16 protein-coding genes are annotated in these 17,261 nt (G+C 71.8%); 6 read left to right on the top strand and 10 right to left on the bottom strand.

The genetic code is table 11. From position 1 onward, the window contains the following. Window positions 1-87: 87 nt before the first annotated feature. Window positions 88-861, top strand: coding sequence for a SigE family RNA polymerase sigma factor (locus AB0N14_RS02900; RefSeq protein ID WP_366023948.1), 774 nt, complete (start codon window positions 88-90; stop codon window positions 859-861). A 156-nt stretch (window positions 862-1,017) separates the two neighbouring features. On the opposite strand, the gene AB0N14_RS02895 is transcribed toward AB0N14_RS02900, so the two are convergent. After that, complete coding sequence (locus AB0N14_RS02895; protein WP_366023947.1) at window positions 1,018-1,653, bottom strand: uridine kinase; 636 nt, start codon at window positions 1,651-1,653, stop codon at window positions 1,018-1,020. Window positions 1,654-1,782: 129 nt separating this feature from the next. On the opposite strand from AB0N14_RS02895, the gene AB0N14_RS02890 reads away from it, so the two are divergent. After that, a complete protein-coding gene (locus tag AB0N14_RS02890) occupies window positions 1,783-2,208 on the top strand; it encodes a hypothetical protein (protein ID WP_366023946.1) in 426 nt (141 codons plus the stop codon). Between the two features lie 152 nt (window positions 2,209-2,360). Here AB0N14_RS02890 and AB0N14_RS02885 read toward each other — a convergent pair whose 3' ends face one another. The 3 genes from AB0N14_RS02885 to deoC are packed head-to-tail and all read right to left on the bottom strand — an operon-like array spanning window position 2,361 to window position 5,681. After that, window positions 2,361-3,287, bottom strand: a complete 927-nt coding sequence (locus AB0N14_RS02885) for an aldehyde dehydrogenase family protein (protein WP_366023945.1) — start codon at window positions 3,285-3,287, stop codon at window positions 2,361-2,363. Next, window positions 3,280-4,716 carry an aldehyde dehydrogenase family protein gene (locus tag AB0N14_RS02880; protein WP_366023944.1) on the bottom strand — a complete coding sequence of 479 codons (1,437 nt, stop codon included), beginning with the start codon at window positions 4,714-4,716 and terminating at the stop codon, window positions 3,280-3,282. Before AB0N14_RS02880 ends, AB0N14_RS02885 begins: the two co-directional genes overlap by 8 nt. Window positions 4,717-4,721: 5 nt before the next feature. After that, window positions 4,722-5,681 (bottom strand): deoxyribose-phosphate aldolase, encoded by a 960-nt coding sequence (gene deoC, locus AB0N14_RS02875; protein WP_366023943.1) that lies wholly within the window; start codon window positions 5,679-5,681, stop codon window positions 4,722-4,724. Between the two features lie 126 nt (window positions 5,682-5,807). Between deoC and AB0N14_RS02870 the strand changes: the two genes are divergently transcribed. Continuing rightward, a complete protein-coding gene (locus AB0N14_RS02870; RefSeq protein ID WP_366023942.1) occupies window positions 5,808-6,503 on the top strand; it encodes a PH domain-containing protein in 696 nt (231 codons plus the stop codon). Window positions 6,504-7,401: 898 nt separating this feature from the next. Here AB0N14_RS02870 and AB0N14_RS02865 read toward each other — a convergent pair. From AB0N14_RS02865 to AB0N14_RS02855, 3 genes are all read right to left on the bottom strand, one after another. Beyond that, window positions 7,402-9,033 (bottom strand): phospho-sugar mutase, encoded by a 1,632-nt coding sequence (locus AB0N14_RS02865; protein ID WP_366023941.1) that lies wholly within the window; start codon window positions 9,031-9,033, stop codon window positions 7,402-7,404. Between the two features lie 289 nt (window positions 9,034-9,322). Next, complete coding sequence (locus tag AB0N14_RS02860; protein ID WP_366023940.1) at window positions 9,323-10,147, bottom strand: purine-nucleoside phosphorylase; 825 nt, start codon at window positions 10,145-10,147, stop codon at window positions 9,323-9,325. Between the two features lie 111 nt (window positions 10,148-10,258). After that, window positions 10,259-10,699 (bottom strand): gamma-glutamylcyclotransferase, encoded by a 441-nt coding sequence (locus tag AB0N14_RS02855; protein ID WP_366023939.1) that lies wholly within the window; start codon window positions 10,697-10,699, stop codon window positions 10,259-10,261. A 96-nt stretch (window positions 10,700-10,795) separates the two neighbouring features. Here AB0N14_RS02855 and AB0N14_RS02850 point away from each other — a divergent pair, with 96 nt between their 5' ends. After that, a complete protein-coding gene (locus tag AB0N14_RS02850; protein WP_366023938.1) occupies window positions 10,796-12,244 on the top strand; it encodes an NAD(P)H-quinone dehydrogenase in 1,449 nt (482 codons plus the stop codon). A gap of 200 nt (window positions 12,245-12,444) precedes the next feature. Next, window positions 12,445-13,392, top strand: a complete 948-nt coding sequence (locus tag AB0N14_RS02845; RefSeq protein WP_366023937.1) for a DeoR/GlpR family DNA-binding transcription regulator — start codon at window positions 12,445-12,447, stop codon at window positions 13,390-13,392. Between the two features lie 311 nt (window positions 13,393-13,703). Here AB0N14_RS02845 and AB0N14_RS02840 read toward each other — a convergent pair whose 3' ends face one another. Then, window positions 13,704-15,476 carry a biotin carboxylase N-terminal domain-containing protein gene (locus AB0N14_RS02840; RefSeq protein WP_366023936.1) on the bottom strand — a complete coding sequence of 591 codons (1,773 nt, stop codon included), beginning with the start codon at window positions 15,474-15,476 and terminating at the stop codon, window positions 13,704-13,706. A gap of 351 nt (window positions 15,477-15,827) precedes the next feature. Here AB0N14_RS02840 and AB0N14_RS02835 point away from each other — a divergent pair, with 351 nt between their 5' ends. Then, complete coding sequence (locus tag AB0N14_RS02835) at window positions 15,828-16,361, top strand: hypothetical protein (protein WP_366023935.1); 534 nt, start codon at window positions 15,828-15,830, stop codon at window positions 16,359-16,361. Between the two features lie 46 nt (window positions 16,362-16,407). On the opposite strand, the gene AB0N14_RS02830 is transcribed toward AB0N14_RS02835, so the two are convergent. Together AB0N14_RS02830 and AB0N14_RS02825 are read right to left on the bottom strand one after the other, a co-directional pair. Beyond that, window positions 16,408-17,028: a nucleoside triphosphate pyrophosphatase gene (locus AB0N14_RS02830; RefSeq protein WP_103840055.1), complete on the bottom strand. Its 621-nt coding sequence runs from the start codon at window positions 17,026-17,028 to the stop codon at window positions 16,408-16,410. 22 nt (window positions 17,029-17,050) lie between these two features. After that, window positions 17,051-17,179 (bottom strand): hypothetical protein, encoded by a 129-nt coding sequence (locus AB0N14_RS02825; RefSeq protein WP_258053440.1) that lies wholly within the window; start codon window positions 17,177-17,179, stop codon window positions 17,051-17,053. Window positions 17,180-17,261: the final 82 nt, after the last annotated feature.

The following is a 17,261-nucleotide window of genomic DNA, read 5'->3' as shown; positions in this document are numbered from 1 at the left end:
ACACGGCCATGAACTGGCCCGGGCAAGCTCTTCGGCACAGGCAAGGAAGCGAGCCGACGACCGGGACTCCACGACGGGGGGCGCGAGATGAACACGCTGCACGGCACAGCCACGAGCGCAGTGGTCACGCGTCTGCACGACGTCGCCCGGAACACGGAGAAGTCCGGTGCTGATGGGGGCCCCTCCTGCGCGAGCGTGTTCGAGCGTGGGGGAGGGCGGGGGTGCGCTCGCGGCACCGGGCGTCAGCACACCGCGTTCATGACGGTGGTCGACGCTCACACGGGGGAAACACACGGGGGAGCCGCGTACGGGGAGGACTCGGGGGAGCGCCGCTCTGCCACGGAGGCGGAGTTCACCGCCTACGTCGAGGAGCGCCGCGCCTCCCTGTACGCCACCGCCTACCACCTGACCGGTGACCGCTTCGAGGCCGAGGACCTGCTGCAGAGCGCGCTGTTCTCGACCTACCGGGCGTGGGACCGGATCAGCGACAAGGCCGCCGTGGGGGGCTACCTGCGGCGCACGATGACCAACCTGCACATCAGCGCGTGGCGCCGCCGCAAGCTGAACGAGTACCCGACCGAGGAGCTGCCGGAGACGCCCGGCGACACGGACGCGATGCGCGGTACGGAGCTGCGCGCCGTCCTGTGGCAGGCGCTCACCCGGCTGCCGGAACTCCAGCGCACCATGCTGGTCCTGCGCTACTACGAGGGCCGCACGGACCCGGAGATCGCGGAGATCCTCGACATCAGTGTGGGCACGGTGAAGTCGAGCATCTGGCGGTCGCTCCGCCGGCTGCGCGAGGACGAGGTCCTCAGCTTCGGCCGTGACCAGGAGGAGTCCTTCGGCGAGCTCGTCGCCTGAGGGACGGGGGGACACGGGGGAGCACGGGGGAAACGGGGGAGCGGTACCGGGGGGAACCACGGGGGATCACGGGGGAGCACAAGAGAGCGGGACTGGAGGGCCGGGGGGTCCAACCAGTCCCGTTTCTCGTTTCTGCGCGGTCCTCAGGCGGACGGGCTACGCCGCCGTACCCACCGACGCCCGCCGTCCCGCGGCCGCCGCGGCCAGCCGGCTCAGTGCCTCGTCCCGGTCGCAGGCGTACGCGCCGTGCGCCGTCTGCCGGGCCACGATCGATCGCTCGGCGCGCATCAGCCGCCAGCCGCGGCGCAGCAGGAACGGCACCGACTTGCGGCCCTCCCTCAGGTCGCGCAGGAAGCGGCGGCGGAACGTGGTGAGGGGTCCGCGGGTCAGGCACAGCGCGTCCGCGAGCACCCCGAGCTCCCGGCAGCGCTCTATGATCTCGGCCGCGAAGACGCCCTCCGCGATGACCACCGGAGCACGGTCGATGTCCAGCGTCTCCTCGCCCGTACGCGCGCTCAGGGCGATGTCGTACACCGGCACGGTCGTACGGCCCGTGGCGCACAGTTCGGCGATGGCCGCGACCGCGACGTCCGCGTCCCACGACTGCGGATGGTCCCAGTCGATGTCCGAACTCCCCTCCACCAGGGGCAGTGTGGGGTCGTCACCCTCCTTGTAGAAGTCGTCGAGCCGCAGTACGGGCAGGCCGGAGCGGGCGGCGACGAGGGACTTGCCGGAGCCGGAGGGGCCGCACAGCAGCACGACGCGGGCGGGGGCCGGGGGATGAAGACTCACGGGACACCAGTGTGACGCATTCCGTACACCCTGCGGACCCCGCGGGTCGACGTTTGGAGCGCAGATCACACCTCAACTACGCTGCGTGGCGACATTCTCACGTTTCGCAGCAAGAAGGTGGCAGCAGCCATGGCACGACACGCCTCCCCCAAGTCCCCCACCGCCCAGCGCACGCTCGTCGCTCTCGCGACCGCGGGCGTCGCCCTGGGGGCGGGCGCCGCCTCGGCGTCGGCGGCGGACGGCGGCCCGCTGGCCGACGTGATGCGGACCCGGCCCACGTCGCTCGGCAAGGTCGACCCGCAGGCAGGGGTGTCGGCACTGACGGGGACCGTGGGGTACGTCACCGGGCCCGTGCGGTACGCGGCCGGGCCGCTCGCGGGCCTGAAGCCCAACCCGCTCGCCGGCACGGGCGTCGACCCGCTCGACAACGGCGTCGCCACCCGACTCGCCGACTTCAAGCCGGTGTCGTCCCGGTCCCTGACCCGGCCGGTGGCCGAGGCGGAGTCGCTCGGCAGTGTGCCGGTGGTCGGGCAGGTGGTCGGGGCGCTGCGCTGACCGCTTCCCGACCGGCGGCCACCGACGCAGAGCCGCGCTTCCCCGGACGGGGGAAAGCGCGGCTCTGCTGTCTGTAGGGGCGGGCGGTCCGCCAGTCGCCCCCGCGGACCGGCGTCAGTACGACGGACCGGCGTCAGTACGACGGACCGGCGTCAGTACGACGAACCGGAGGCGCCCAGCGAACCCGTCGGGTGCCAGACCGTCTTCGTCTCCAGGAAGGCCGCCATGCGCTCGATGCCGGGCGTCTCGAAGTAATCCACAGGCTGTGGACGCAGAACGCGCTTGAGGTTGTCCGCCGCCGCGATCTCCAGCTCCTTCGCCAGGACGTCGTCGGCGCCGGCCAGGTCGATCGCGTTGACGTCCTGGTGCGCGGCCAGCGGCGCGGCGATCTCCGCCGTACGGCCGGACAGGACGTTCACGACACCACCCGGGACGTCGGAGGTGGCCAGCACCTCGCCCAGCGACAGGGCGGGCAGCGGGGCCTTCTCGGAGGCGACCACGATCGCCGTGTTGCCCGTGGCGATCACCGGGGCCACGACCGAGACAAGGCCGAGGAAGGACGACTCCTGCGGGGCCAGTACGGCCACCACGCCCGTCGGCTCGGGGGAGGAGAGGTTGAAGTACGGGCCCGCGACCGGGTTGGCGCCGCCGATCACCTGGGCGACCTTGTCGGTCCAGCCCGCGTACCAGACCCAGCGGTCGATGGTCGCGTCCACGACCGCCGCCGCCTTCGACTTCGACAGGCCCTCCGCGTCGGCCACTTCGCGCGCGAACTGGTCCTTGCGGCCCTCCAGCATCTCCGCGACGCGGTACAGGACCTGGCCGCGGTTGTAGGCGGTCGCGCCGGACCAGCCGCCGAACGCCTTGCGCGCGGCCACGACCGCGTCACGGGCGTCCTTGCGGGAGGAGAGGGGCGCGTTGGCCAGCCAGTTGCCCTTGCCCGCCGCGTCAGCGGCTGATGTTTTCGCGGTCACCTCGTACACCCGGCCGCTCTCGGAACGCGGGAACTTCCCGCCGACGTACAGCTTGTAGGTCTTGAAGACCGGCAGTCGCTCGATCTTCTCGGACTTCTCAGACATCGAGGTACGCCTCCAGGCCGTGGCGACCGCCCTCGCGGCCGAAGCCCGACTCCTTGTAGCCGCCGAACGGCGAGGTCGGGTCGAACTTGTTGAACGTGTTGGACCAGACGACACCGGCGCGCAGCTTGTTCGCGAGGGCCAGGATCCGGGATCCCTTCTCCGTCCAGATCCCGGCGGACAGGCCGTAGGGGGTGTTGTTGGCCTTGGCGACGGCCTCGTCCGGCGTGCGGAAGGTGAGGACGGAGAGCACCGGGCCGAAGATCTCGTCGCGGGCGATGGTGTGGGCCTGGGTGACGTTCGTGAAGAGCGTCGGGGCGAACCAGTAGCCGCTCTCCGGGATGTCGCAGGCAGGGGACCAGCGCTCGGCGCCCTCCGCCTCGCCCTGCTCGGCGAGCGCCGTGATACGGGCCAGCTGCTCGGCGGAGTTGATCGCGCCGATGTCGGTGTTCTTGTCCAGCGGATCGCCCAGGCGGAGCGTGGACAGACGGCGCTTGAGGGAGTCGAGGAGCTCGTCGTGGATCGACTCCTGGACCAGCAGGCGGGAGCCCGCGCAGCAGACCTGGCCCTGGTTGAAGAAGATGCCCCCCACGATGCCCTCGACGGCCTGGTCCACGGGTGCGTCGTCGAAGACGATGTTGGCGCCCTTGCCGCCCAGTTCGAGCGTGAGCTTCTTCTTCGTGCCCGCCACGGTGCGGGCGATCTCCTTGCCGACGGCCGTGGAGCCGGTGAAGGCGACCTTGTTCACGTCCGGGTGCGCGACGAGAGCGGCGCCGGTGTCGCCGTAGCCCGGGAGGATGTTGACGACCCCCTTGGGCAGACCCGCCTGGCGGCAGATGTCCGCGAAGAACAGGGCGCTCAGCGGCGTCGTCTCGGCGGGCTTCAGGACGACCGTGTTGCCGGTGGCCAGCGCCGGGGCGATCTTCCAGGCCAGCATCAGGAGCGGGAAGTTCCAGGGGATGACCTGGCCCGCGACGCCGAGGGGCTTCGGGTTCGAGCCGAAACCGGCGTACTCCAGCTTGTCGGCCCAGCCCGCGTAGTAGAAGAAGTGCGCGGCGACCAGGGGCAGGTCGGCGTCGCGGGTCTCCTTGATGGGCTTGCCGTTGTCCAGCGTCTCCAGGACGGCAAGCTCGCGGCTGCGCTCCTGGATGATGCGGGCGATGCGGAACAGGTACTTGGCGCGCTCGGAGCCGGGCAGCGCCGACCACTTAGCGAACGCCTTGCGGGCGGCCTTCACCGCTCGGTCGACGTCGGCCTCGCCGGCCTGGGCGACCTCGGACAGCACCTCTTCCGTGCTGGGCGAGATCGTCTTGAAGACCTTGCCGTCGGCCGCCTCGGTGAACTCACCGTCGATGAACAGGCCGTAGGAGGGGGCGATGTCGACGATCGAGCGCGACTCGGGCGCCGGTGCGTACTCGAATGCGGATGCCATGGTCATCAGTCCACCGTCACGTAGTCGGGGCCGGAGTAGCGGCCGGTGGCCAGCTTCTGACGCTGCATCAGCAGATCGTTCAGCAGCGAGGAGGCGCCGAAGCGGAACCAGTGGTTGTCCAGCCAGTCCTCGCCGACGGTCTCGTTGACCAGGACGAGGAACTTGATCGCGTCCTTGCTGGTGCGGATGCCGCCGGCCGGCTTCACGCCGACCTGGGCGCCGGTCTGGGCGCGGAAGTCGCGCACGGCCTCCAGCATGAGGAGGGTGTTGGCGGGCGTGGCGTTGACGGCGACCTTGCCCGTCGAGGTCTTGATGAAGTCGGCGCCTGCCAGCATGCCGAGCCAGCTCGCGCGCCGGATGTTGTCGTACGTCGACAGCTCGCCGGTCTCGAAGATGACCTTCAGGCGGGCGGACGTCCCACAGGCTTCCTTCACGGCGGTGATCTCGTCGTACACCTTCAGGTACCGGCCGGCGAGGAACGCCCCGCGGTCGATGACCATGTCGATCTCGTCGGCGCCCGCGGCGACGGCCTCGCGCACGTCGGCCAGCTTCACGTCGAGGGCGGCGCGGCCGGCCGGGAAGGCGGTGGCGACCGAGGCCACCTTCACGCCGGAGCCCGCGACGGCCTCCTTGGCGACGGCCACCATGTCGGGGTAGACGCAGACCGCCGCGGTCGTCGGGGTCGTACGGTCCGTCGGGTCGGGGTGGACCGCCTTGGCGCCGAGCGCCCGGACCTTGCCCGGGGTGTCCGCGCCTTCCAGCGTCGTCAGGTCGACCATCGAGATGGCGAGGTCGATGGCATACGCCTTCGCGGTGGTCTTGATGGATCGGGTGCCGAGCGAGGCGGCGCGCGCCTCGAGGCCGACCGCGTCGACGCCGGGCAGCCCGTGGAGGAAGCGGCGCAGCGTGCTGTCGGACGCGGTGACGTCCGACAGGGCGTGTGCTGTGGGTGCAGTGGTGGGCATGGTCACCAGCCGAGCATATCTACGCGCGTAGCGGCTGTACACCCCCGTGTGCGCATCGCAACGCCGCTGCGATGCCCGACGAGACCGCCCACGACCGCGCCGGTCCCGTCGTGCAGAATCGGGACCATGACGACGCCCGAGCACGAGTCACCAGCGCCGCAGCCGCCGGCCCCCGAGTTCAGGGACCGGGTCCACCGGTCGTCCGGAGGCATCGCGGGCGGGGTCCTGCTGCTCGCCATCGTCGCGTGGCTCGGCTTCGACGCGCTGTTCACCGGCCACGGCCGCACCCCGTGGCTGGCGCTCGCCGCGATGATCCTCGTCGTGCCGCTGGTGGTCGCCTTCACCCTGCGGCCGGCCGTGTACGCCAACGACGAGCGGCTGCGCATCCGCAACCCCTTCCGCGTGATCGTCCTGCCCTGGGGCCAGGTCGCCGCCCTGCGGTCGGGCTACTCGAACGAGGTCATCGCCAAGTCCGGCACCAAGTACCAGCTGTGGGCCGTGCCCGTGTCGATGCGGGCGCGCAAGAGGGCGGCACGGCAGCAGGCGCGGGCCGCCGGGGCGGGGGACCGCGGGGGCCGGCAGTTGCGGCCTCGTCCCTTCGGCCTCGGCGCGCTGGACGCCGGCCCGGGGGGTCCCGCAGGCCCGACCGGTTCCGTCCGTGCCGCGACCGACCAGATCATGGATGACCTGCGCCAGCTGCACGAGACACGGGAGCAGGAGGAGACGGCTCAGGGCGAGGTGACGGTCCGCTGGGCCTACGAGATCGCGGGGCCGGCGGTCGCTGGAGCGGTGGTGCTGGCGATTCTGCTGGCGGTGGGCTGAGCCGGGGGGCTGCTCGAAGGGCTGTGAGGGCGGGGGTGGGGGGCGGTGGGCGGGGCTGCCCGGGGGTTGGCTTGGGTGGACGCCCGTTGCCGGGGTGGCTGTTGGGCCGCCCGCTTCTTTGCGAGTGTCGTGCTTGCGCGGGCCGAGTCAAGGGCGCTGCACTCCGCTGCGCTGCGTTCCGCGTCGGCTGCGCCGATCGGCCTCCGGCCGACCCTGTGAGGGCGGTGCCAGTCATGGCGACTCTGCGTATGTTCGCTCCTGCCTCCCCGACTGCCGCCTCCCGCCTGCCGCTGGCCCAAGCGCTCCCCTCCCGTCTGTTTGGCCGTGTGAGCCGACGGCCGGGCCCGCCCACGCGCCGTGAGCGCCAAGTCCGCCGATGTGCCGCCGATCCGCGGTCGTGTCCCCCTCGCACCGTGAGCCGCTGAACCCGGGCGCGATCGCTTACCCCCACCGGCCGTACGCTGCTTTGCCGGCTCGGCGTGCAGGTGGGGCGTGGCCGCGCATCCGCCCGGCCGCGTGCCGCTGAACCCACCCGGCGTGCAAGTGAGGCGCGATCGCTTACCCCCACCAGCCGTACGCCGCTTTGCCCACCCGGCGTGCATGCGAGGCGCCATCGCGCCCCGCACCCCGGGCACAGCGCAGCCCACCCGCATGCCGCCTACCTTGGGGCACCCGTTCCTCCGGGCCGCTCGCTCGCTTCTCACCCGTGCTGGAGCGGGACTGGTCAAGGGTGGCCCGCAGGGCCATCGCCGAAGGCGACGCGGAGTGGAGCGCAGCGAACGCAGCGCCCTTGACTCGGCCCGCGGAAGCACGACCCTGAGAAAGAAGCGAGCGGCCCAACAGCCCCTCCCGACCCCGGCGAGCCGAAGCTCCACCGCCGCGCACCGGCCGGGGCCGGTCAGATGCCGGCCGCCGCCGACAGGTCGCGCTTGATCGACGCCAGCAGCTCGGTGGCCCTCGCCCGGGCCGCCGGGAGGTCGGCGTGCGCCGCGACCGGGACCACGACCTCCAGGTAGCACTTGAGCTTGGGCTCCGTACCGCTGGGGCGGACGATCACGCGGGCGCCGTCGAGGGTGTAGCGCAGGCCGTCCGTGGGCGGGAGCGTGTCCGTGCCCTGGGTGAGGTCCTCCGACTTCGTGATGGGCAGGCCCGCCAGCGCGGTCGGAGGCTGCTCGCGCAGGCGGCGCATCGCGGCGGCGATGAGCGACAGGTCCTGGACGCGGACCGAGAGCTGGTCGGTGGCGTGCAGGCCGTGCTCGACGGCGAGGTCGTCGAGGAGGTCCAGCAGCGTGCGGCCCTCGGACTTCAGCTGCGAGGCGAGCTCCGTGATCAGGAGCGCCGCGGTGATGCCGTCCTTGTCGCGGACGCCGTCCGGGTCCACGCAGTAGCCGAGCGCCTCCTCGTAGCCGTAGCGCAGGCCCTCGACACGGGCGATCCACTTGAAGCCGGTGAGGGTTTCCTCGTACGGCAGGCCCGCCTTCTCGGCGATGCGGCCGAGGAGGGAGGAGGAGACGATCGACTCGGCGAAGGTGCCGCGCGCGCCGCGCCGGACCAGGTGGGCCGCCAGCAGGGCGCCGACCTCGTCGCCGCGGAGCATGCGCCAGTCGGTGCCGTCCTTGACGGCGGCGGCGCAGCGGTCGGCGTCCGGGTCGTTGGCGATGACGAGGTCGGGTTCCGTCTCGCGGGCCTTGGCGAAGGCGAGGTCCATGGCGCCGGGCTCTTCCGGGTTGGGGAAGGCGACGGTCGGGAAGTCCGGGTCGGGTTCGGCCTGCTCGGCGACGAGGACCGGCTCGGGGAAGCCGGCCCGGGCGAAGGCCGCGAGGAGGACGTCCTTGCCGACGCCGTGCATCGCCGTGTAGACGGTGCGGGCGAGGCGCGGGGAGTCCGCGGCGAGGACGGCGTCCGTGCGGGCTAGGTAGGCCTCGAGGACGCTGTCGTCCAGAGTGTCCCAGCCGGCGTCCGGGCGGGGGACGGCGGTGAGGGTCGTGATCGCGTCGATCTCGGCCGCGATCTCGGCGTCCGCCGGGGGCACGATCTGGGAACCGTCGCCGAGGTAGACCTTGTAGCCGTTGTCGCGCGGCGGATTGTGGCTGGCGGTGACCTCCACGCCGGCGACCGCGCCGAGGTGCCGGATGGCGAACGCGAGGACGGGGGTGGGCAGGGGGCGGGGGAGGAGGGCCGCGCGCAGACCCGCGCCCGTCATGACGGCCGCGGTGTCCCGGGCGAAGTCGGCGGACTTGTGGCGGGCGTCGTAGCCGATGACGACGAGGCCGTCGCTGTGACCCTTGGCCTTGAGATATGCGGCGAGGCCCGCGGCGGCGCGGATGACCACCGAGCGGTTCATGCGCATCGGGCCGGCGCCGAGTTCGCCGCGCAGGCCGGCGGTGCCGAACTGGAGGGTGCCGCTGAAACGCGCGGCGAGCTCGGCGTGGTCCTCGGCGTCGATGAGCTTGGCGAGTTCGTCACGGGTGTCCGCGTCGGGGTCCTCGGCCAGCCACGCCTTGGCCCGTGCGATGAGTTCGTCGTGCACGTCGGGTCAACCTCTCGTTGTGTGGTGGGTGGCGTTGCGTATGCGGAGGCCGGTGGGTGCGTCGCGCATCGCTTTCCCGTCCAGTGCAGCACGGCGGCCGGGTGGGTGCGGGAGCCGGGTGCGGTGGCGCGTCAGTCGGCGCCTCTCTGCCCAGGCCGGCGACAACCAGCCCGTCTGGGGGTTCCCCCCTGCTCGAAGAGCTTGGGAGAGCTTGAGGAGGAGGCCGAAGGCCGACCCGGGGATCTGGGGGCGGAGCCCCCAGAGGGAGCGCACCCCGTGCGACGGTGCCCTACAGCCGTTCCAGCACCTGCGCCAGCAGCGCCCCCATCCGCGTGGCGGAGTCGCGGCCCGCCTGAAGGACCTCCTCGTGGTTCAGCGGCTCGCCCGTCATACCGGCGGCGAGGTTCGTGACCAGGGAGATGCCCAGGACCTCGGCGCCCGCCTCGCGCGCGGCGATCGCCTCGAGGACGGTCGACATGCCGACCAGGTCCGCGCCGATGGTGCGGGCCATGCGGATCTCCGCCGGGGTCTCGTAGTGCGGGCCGGTGAACTGCGCGTAGACGCCCTCCTCGAGGGTGGGGTCGATCTCCTTGCACAGGGCGCGCAGGCGCGGGGAGTACAGGTCGGTGAGGTCGACGAAGTTCGCGCCGACGATCGGGGAGGTCGCTGTCAGGTTGATGTGGTCGCTGATCAGGACCGGCTGGCCCGGGCGCATCGTCTCGCGCAGGCCGCCGCAGCCGTTGGTCAGCACGACGGTCTTGGCGCCGGCGGCGACGGCGGTGCGGACGCCGTGCGTGACGGCGGCGACGCCGCGGCCCTCGTAGTAGTGCGTCCGGCCGAGGAAGACCAGGGCGCGCTTTTCGCCGATCCGGTACGAGCGGATCTTGCCGCCGTGGCCCTCGACGGCCGGCGGCGGGAAGCCGGGCAGCTCGGTGACGTGGTGCTCGGCGGCGGGTGCGCCGAGGGCGTCGACGGCCGGAGCCCAGCCGGAGCCCATCACGAGGGCGACGTCGTGGGTCTCGGCACCCGTCAGCTCGCGCAGGCGCGCGGCGGCGGCGTCGGCGGCGGCGTAGGGGTCGCCCTGGGTGTCGTCCGGAAGAAGAGATGCGTTCACGCGCATGAGGGTAGCCGGTCTTTGCCTACGCGCGTAGATGACGGTGGTCACGGCAATGCGATCGTTGTCTTGCCGTTTTCGGCGAAAGGCAGGAAAACGCGATGAAAGGGGTCAGCAGGGCCGCTTGCGCAGCTCCATCACATAGTCGTGCGGCGCCCCCGCGGACTCCGCCGCGTCCGCGATCTCGCCCAGGTAGCGGGCCGAGGGGAGGCCGCCCTCGTAGGCGTTGAGGACGTACGTCCATGCCGTCTCCTCGCCGTCCAGCGTGTGGACACGGACGCTGCGCAGCCGGCGGTAGACGTCGAGGCCCACGCCCTCCCAGCGGTCCATCGACTCCTCGTCCATCGGCGCGATGTCGTACAGCGCGACGAAGACCTGCGACAGCGGGTCCTCCACGATCGTCGCGAGGGCGCCCTGCCACCCCATGTGCTCGCCCCCGAAGGTCAGCCGCCAGCCGTTCAGCCAGCCCGTGGCGCGCAGCGGTGAATGGGGAGCACGGCGGGTCATCAGCCGCGCGTCGAGGTTGCCGGCGTACGCGGCGTAGAGCGACATGGAGTCGAGGGTACGGCAGCGTTTCGGGGGCCTCTGCCGTAACAGAAGCATCACCGGCCGCCCCCAGGAGAAGAGCCGCCCGAAGGGTGCGGGACAATGGAGTACGTGACTCGGATCGTGATCATCGGTGGCGGACCCGGCGGATACGAAGCGGCGCTGGTGGCCGCACAACTCGGCGCGGAGGTGACCGTCGTCGACTGCGACGGTCTGGGCGGGGCGTCGGTGCTCACCGACTGCGTGCCGTCCAAGACCCTCATCGCGACGGCCGAGGTGATGACCACCTTCGACTCGTCGTACGAAGAGCTCGGAATCATCGTCGCCGACGACACGCCGCCCCTGGAGCAGGCCGCTCGCGTGGTCGGGGTCGACCTCGGCAAGGTCAACCGACGGGTCAAGCGGCTCGCGCTCGCCCAGTCCCACGACATCACCGCCTCCGTCACGCGCGCCGGCGCCAGGGTCATGCGCGGCCGCGGCCGGCTGGAGGGCATGCAGGCCCTGGACGGTTCGCGCAAGGTCGTCGTGCGCGCCGCGGACGGCAGCGAGGAGACGCTCACCGCCGACGCCGTGCTCATCGCCACCGGCGGCCACCCGCGCGAGCTGCCCGACGCGCAGCCCGACGGTGAGCGGATCCTGACCTGGACCCAGGTCTACGACCTCGACGAACTGCCCGAGGAGCTGATCGTCGTCGGGTCCGGTGTCACGGGTGCCGAGTTCGCCGGCGCCTACCAGGCCCTCGGATCCAAGGTCACCCTCGTGTCCTCGCGCGACCGTGTGCTGCCGGGCGAGGACCCCGACGCCGCCGCCGTCCTCGAGGAGGTCTTCCGGCGCCGCGGCATGAACGTCATGGCCCGCTCCCGTGCGCAGTCCGCCAAGCGCGTGGGCGACCGGGTCGAGGTCACTCTCTCCGACGGCCGCGTGATCACCGGCTCGCACTGCCTGATGGCCGTCGGCGCCATACCCAACAGCAGCGGGATGGGGCTGGAGGACGCCGGGGTCAAGCTGCGCGAGTCCGGGCACATCTGGACGGACAAGGTCTCCCGGACGACGGCTCCGGGCGTGTACGCGGCCGGTGACGTGACCGGTGTCTTCGCGCTGGCGTCCGTGGCCGCCATGCAGGGACGTATCGCCATGTACCACTTCCTGGGCGACGCGGTGACCCCGCTCAACCTGAAGACCGTCTCCTCGAACGTCTTCACGGATCCCGAGATCGCCACCGTCGGCTTCACGCAGGCCGACGTGGACGCGGGCAAGATCGACGCCCGGGCCGTCAAGCTGCCGCTGCTGCGCAACCCGCGCGCGAAGATGCAGGGCATCCGCGACGGCTTCGTGAAGATCTTCTGCCGCCCGGGCACGGGGATCGTCGTCGGCGGTGTCGTGGTCGCGCCGCGCGCCTCGGAACTGATCCATCCCATCTCGATCGCGGTCGACAACAATCTCACGGTCGAACAGATCGCGAACGCCTTCACCGTGTACCCGTCCTTGTCGGGCTCGATCGCCGAGGTGGCGCGGCAGCTGCACACTCGGAAGACATCGGGCGAGGGCTGACGGCTCGGGCGCCCGCTTTCCGGCCGAGCCGCAGGTCAGGCGGCTGCTCACGGCGGGCGGCCGACGACGCGCACGGCAGGGCGGCCCGGATGGGCATGGATCGGGCGCCTATACCATTTTCCGCTCTGCCGTGCGAACAACTTCTGTTATTCGGCGCAAACTGCTGAAAGCAGACGGTCGTTAGGGTTACTGTCAGTTTCGTGTTCGCTGCAGAACGTCGCCAACTGATCCTCGAAATGGTGCGGGCCAACGGGGCAGTGTCGCTCCGTGAGCTCGCCCGCGTCGTCCAGACCTCCGAAGTGACCGTACGGCGGGACGTGCGCGCGCTGGAGGCCGAAGGACTCCTCGACCGCCGGCACGGCGGTGCGGTCCTGCCGGGCGGATTCACCCGGGAGTCCGGCTTCCCGCAGAAGTCCCACCTCGCGACCGCCGAGAAGACGGCCATCGCCGACCTCGCCGCGAGCTTCGTCGAAGAGGGCGAGGCCATCGTCGTCGGAGCGGGTACGACCACGCAGGAGCTGGCCCGCCGGCTCGCGCGGGTGCCCGGGCTGACCGTCGTCACCAACTCGCTCCTGGTCGCCCAGGCGCTGGCGCACGCCAACCGCGTCGAGGTGGTCATGACCGGCGGCACCCTGCGCGGCTCGAACTACGCCCTGGTCGGCAGCGGCGCGGAGCAGTCCCTCCAGGGCCTCAGGGTCTCCAAGGCCTTCCTGTCCGGGAGCGGACTCACCGCCGAGCGCGGCCTGTCCACGTCGAACATGCTGTCCGCGTCCGTGGACCGGGCGCTGGTCCAGGCGGCGGCCGAGGTGGTCGTGCTCGCCGACCACACCAAGCTGGGCACGGACACGATGTTCCAGACCGTGCCGACGGACGTCATCACCCGACTGGTGACGGACGAGCCCCCGGCGCACGACGACCGCGCGGCGACGGAACTGCAGGCGCTGGCCGACCAGGGTGTGCAGATCGCGGTCGCCGGTGCCTCGGCCGCTGACCCGGTCCCGGCGGGCGGCCGGCAACGTCGGGAGGTGCCCGTCCCCGGGCCCCGCCGCAGCCAGGCCCCGGGGCCCCCACAGCTCCGCAGTGCCATGGCCCTCGGCGAGCACTCCTCCGGAGAGCGCGCCCGGGTGGCGGACCTGCGCCGTCGCTGACACACGGTCGCAGGCGTTCGGCCCCGCCCCGCCGGGGCCGCAGATCGGGCCGCTGTCGCGAAAGGACGCCCGTCCGCCCCGACTTGCCGTCCGCAGGACGTCTGTCCGTCGCTCCGTTCGCGGGAGACTGCGGGGCTTTCCGTCCGCGGTACGACTGCCCGACATCCCGTCCGCGGTACGACTGCCCGACACCCCGTCCGCGGTACGACTGCCCGGCCCGCCGGACGACCAGGCCGGCGAGCAGCCGTCGGAAATGCAGGCGCCCGGCGGATCCGGTGTCCGGTCCGCCGGGCGTTGCCGCGTGCGTGCCGTCAGTCCTTGATCTCGCAGATCGCGGCACCGGAGGTGATGGAGGCACCGACCTCCGCGCTCAGACCCTTGATGGTGCCCGCCTTGTGCGCGTTCAGCGGCTGCTCCATCTTCATGGCCTCCAGGACGACGACCAGGTCGCCTTCCTTGACCTCCTGGCCCTCCTCGACCGCGACCTTCACGATCGTGCCCTGCATCGGCGAGGCGAGGGTGTCACCCGAGGCCACCGGCCCCGACTTGCGGGCCGCGCGCCGCTTCGGCTTCGCGCCGGCCGCCAGGCCCGTGCGGGCCAGGGACATGCCCAGGGACGCCGGGAGGGAGACCTCCAGGCGCTTGCCGCCGACCTCGACGACGACCGTCTCGCGGCCCGGCTCCTCCTCGGCCTCCGCCTCGGCGGGGGCGGTGAAGGGCTTGATGTCGTTGACGAACTCGGTCTCGATCCAGCGGGTGTGGACCGTGAACGGGCCGTCCTGCCCGTGCACCTCCGGAGCGAACGCGGGGTCGGCGACCACCTTGCGGTGGAACGGGATCGCCGTGGCCATGCCCTCGACCTGGAACTCCTCCAGCGCGCGGGCGGCCCGCTGAAGGGCCTCCTTGCGGGTGCGGCCGGTCACGATGAGCTTGGCCAGCAGCGAGTCCCACGCCGGGCCGATCACCGATCCCGACTCCACGCCCGCGTCCAGGCGCACGCCGGGGCCGGACGGCGGGGCGAACGTCGTCACGGTGCCGGGGGCGGGGAGGAAGTTGCGGCCGGGGTCCTCGCCGTTGATGCGGAACTCGAAGGAGTGGCCGCGCAGTTCGGGGTCGCCGTAGCCGAGCGGCTCGCCGTCGGCGATGCGGAACATCTCACGGACCAGGTCGATCCCGGCGACCTCCTCGGTGACCGGGTGCTCGACCTGCAGACGGGTGTTGACCTCCAGGAAGGAGATGGTGCCGTCCTGGCCGACCAGGAACTCGCAGGTGCCCGCGCCCTCGTAACCGGCCTCCTTCAGGATGGCCTTCGAGGCGCGGTACAGCTCGGCGACCTGCTCCTCGTTCAGGAACGGCGCCGGGGCCTCCTCGACCAGCTTCTGGTGCCGGCGCTGCAGCGAGCAGTCACGGGTGGAGACGACGACCACGTTGCCGTGCTTGTCGGCCAGGCACTGGGTCTCCACGTGCCGCGGCCGGTCCAGGTAACGCTCGACGAAGCACTCGCCGCGGCCGAAGGCGGCCACCGCCTCGCGCACCGCCGACTCGTACAGCTCGGGGACCTCTTCCAGGGTGCGGGCGACCTTCAGGCCGCGTCCGCCACCGCCGAAGGCGGCCTTGATGGCGATCGGCAGCCCGTGCTCCTCGGCGAAGGCGACGACCTCCTCCGCCCCGGAGACGGGGTCGGGGGTGCCGGCGACCAGGGGGGCGCCGGCGCGCTGGGCGATGTGGCGGGCGGCGACCTTGTCGCCCAGGTCGCGGATGGCCTGCGGCGGCGGGCCGATCCAGATCAGCCCGGCGTCGAGCACCGCCTGGGCGAAGTCCGCGTTCTCGGAGAGGAAGCCGTAGCCGGGATGGACGGCGTCCGCGCCGGAGTCCTTGGCCGCCTGCAGGACCTTGCCGATGTCCAGGTAGCTGGTGGCCGGGGTGTCACCGCCCAGGGCGAACGCCTCGTCCGCGGCACGGACGTGCACGGCGTCCCGGTCCGGATCGGCGTACACGGCCACGCTGGCGATCCCGGCGTCCCGGCAGGCCCGGGCGACGCGGACAGCGATTTCGCCACGGTTGGCGATCAACACCTTGCGCACGTTGGCTCCCTCTCCTTGAAACAAGCCGAGTTTAGGGACTGCCGACACGACGTTTCGACCCATCCCCAGTGGTGAGCTTGCCCACACGGAGCGTGAAACGAGGCTCACTCAACCTGCGAAGTCCCTTGTCGCACCGCCGCACATGGGAATCCACCGGAAAACCCTAGCCCTCCGACGTGGCCAAGGTCTCTATGAAGTAGTCCCGCCGCCCGTCGTGTTTCTTTGTGGAGTCCCTACTAATGGCCCAACGAATCTTTGCTCCTGCCGGACCTCTTGTCCGAAGGTTTACCCGTTAGTAGCGTTCGCGATGCTGAAGGAAACCCCAGGGCACTCGAAGGTGGGTGGAGGCCGGTGGTGCGCAGACCGGTGGCATGGGTCGTGGCGATCGTCCTCTTCGTGGAGGCGTTCGGTGTCGCGCTGCTGAACTGGTTCCTCGGAGTGGTCGTCGACCGGCAGAACATGTCCATGGCCGGCGTCGATCCGCACGCCATGTCCGTGTCGTCGAAGGCGGCCGGTGTCGTCTTCGGGCTCTACTTCGCGGTGTGCGGGCTTGCCGCCCTGCTGGTCGCCGTGCGCGACCGGGCGCCGTCCGGCATCTGGCGCATCCTGCTGATCAGCGCCGCGGTGGTGCACGGCCTGCTCGGGGCGTTCGTGGTGGGCCTGGTCGGCTGGGGCGCGTTCGGGTTCATGATGGTGGCGCTCGGGCTGATCGTGCTCACCCTGATGACGTACGACCGCCCGGGGGGCGCGGCGGCCGGTGCGCCGCCCGCCGGCGGCGGCCCGGAGGACGGCGACAGGGCCGCGCGGCAGGCCCCCGAGCCCGCCGAGTCCCCGGAGCGGGCCGGACCTCTGGAGGACGGCGGCCCCGCGCCCGTCACCCCCTGAACGTCGCCTGGGCCCTGTCGTCACGACTGAGCCCGGGGCCCCCGGCTCACCGCTCCCGCGGTGCCCACAACTCCGTGATGCCCACGCCCAGTTCGGCCAGCAGCCGGCGGATGAGGGGCAGCGAGATGCCGATGACGTTGCCGTGGTCGCCGTCGATGCCGTCGATGAAGGGCGCCGAGCGGCCGTCGAGCGTGAACGCTCCGGCGACGTGGAGAGGCTCGCCGGAGGCCACGTAAGCGGCGATCTCCTCGTCCGTCGGCTCACCGAAGCGGACCACGGTGGACGCGGTGGCGGACGCGTACCGCCCGCTGACCGTGTCGTAGACGCAGTGGCCGGTCTGGAGCGTGCCCGCCCGGCCGCGCATCGACTTCCAGCGGGCCGTCGCCTCCTCGGCGTCCGAGGGTTTGCCGAGGGCCTCGCCGTCCAGGTCGAGCACGGAGTCGCAGCCGATCACCAGGGCGCCCTTGACCTCGGGCTTCGCCGCCACGACGGAGGCTTTGGCCTCGGCGAGCGCGAGCGCGAGTTCGGCGGGGGTCGGGGCGGTGACGGCGTCCTCGTCGACCCCGCTGACGATCACCTCGGGGTCGAGCCCGGCCTGTCGGAGCAGTCCGAGCCGGGCGGGGGACTGGGAGGCGAGAACGAGACGGCGGCGCGGCTGATCGGTCATGCGCTCAGCGTATAGGCGGCCCTCATCTGGTGCCGATGATGATCATCGCCAGCACCATGGCCAGCGCCATGAGGACCCCCAGCCGCCTCAACATCTCCTGCGTCTCGCGGAGTTCCTCGGGCGGCTCGTTCTCGGGGTCGGACCACAGCATGCCTTCCATCGTCCGGCGGCCGGCCGCGGCGGCGCCTGAGTACCCGTACTCAACTTCTGGCGCCGGGCGCCGGGCGCCGGCC

The organism is Streptomyces sp. NPDC051104 (genome assembly GCF_040682835.1).
In the GTDB taxonomy this organism is placed as follows: Bacteria; Actinomycetota; Actinomycetes; order Streptomycetales; family Streptomycetaceae; genus Streptomyces; species Streptomyces cynarae.
Note: the sequence above shows the minus strand (reverse complement) of the source record. Positions and strands in the feature narration are given on the sequence as shown.

Coding starts and splice junctions, on each gene's coding strand:
- AB0N14_RS02880 (WP_366023944.1), bottom strand. CDS start 4,716: ATGGCATCCGCATTCGAGTACGCACCGGCGCCCGAGTCGCGCTCGATC.
- deoC (WP_366023943.1), bottom strand. CDS start 5,681: ATGCCCACCACTGCACCCACAGCACACGCCCTGTCGGACGTCACCGCG.
- AB0N14_RS02870 (WP_366023942.1), top strand. CDS start 5,808: ATGACGACGCCCGAGCACGAGTCACCAGCGCCGCAGCCGCCGGCCCCC.
- AB0N14_RS02855 (WP_366023939.1), bottom strand. CDS start 10,699: ATGTCGCTCTACGCCGCGTACGCCGGCAACCTCGACGCGCGGCTGATG.
- AB0N14_RS02830 (WP_103840055.1), bottom strand. CDS start 17,028: ATGACCGATCAGCCGCGCCGCCGTCTCGTTCTCGCCTCCCAGTCCCCC.
- AB0N14_RS02850 (WP_366023938.1), top strand. CDS start 10,796: ATGGAGTACGTGACTCGGATCGTGATCATCGGTGGCGGACCCGGCGGA.
- AB0N14_RS02825 (WP_258053440.1), bottom strand. CDS start 17,179: ATGCTGTGGTCCGACCCCGAGAACGAGCCGCCCGAGGAACTCCGCGAG.
- AB0N14_RS02890 (WP_366023946.1), top strand. CDS start 1,783: ATGGCACGACACGCCTCCCCCAAGTCCCCCACCGCCCAGCGCACGCTC.
- AB0N14_RS02900 (WP_366023948.1), top strand. CDS start 88: ATGAACACGCTGCACGGCACAGCCACGAGCGCAGTGGTCACGCGTCTG.
- AB0N14_RS02885 (WP_366023945.1), bottom strand. CDS start 3,287: ATGTCTGAGAAGTCCGAGAAGATCGAGCGACTGCCGGTCTTCAAGACC.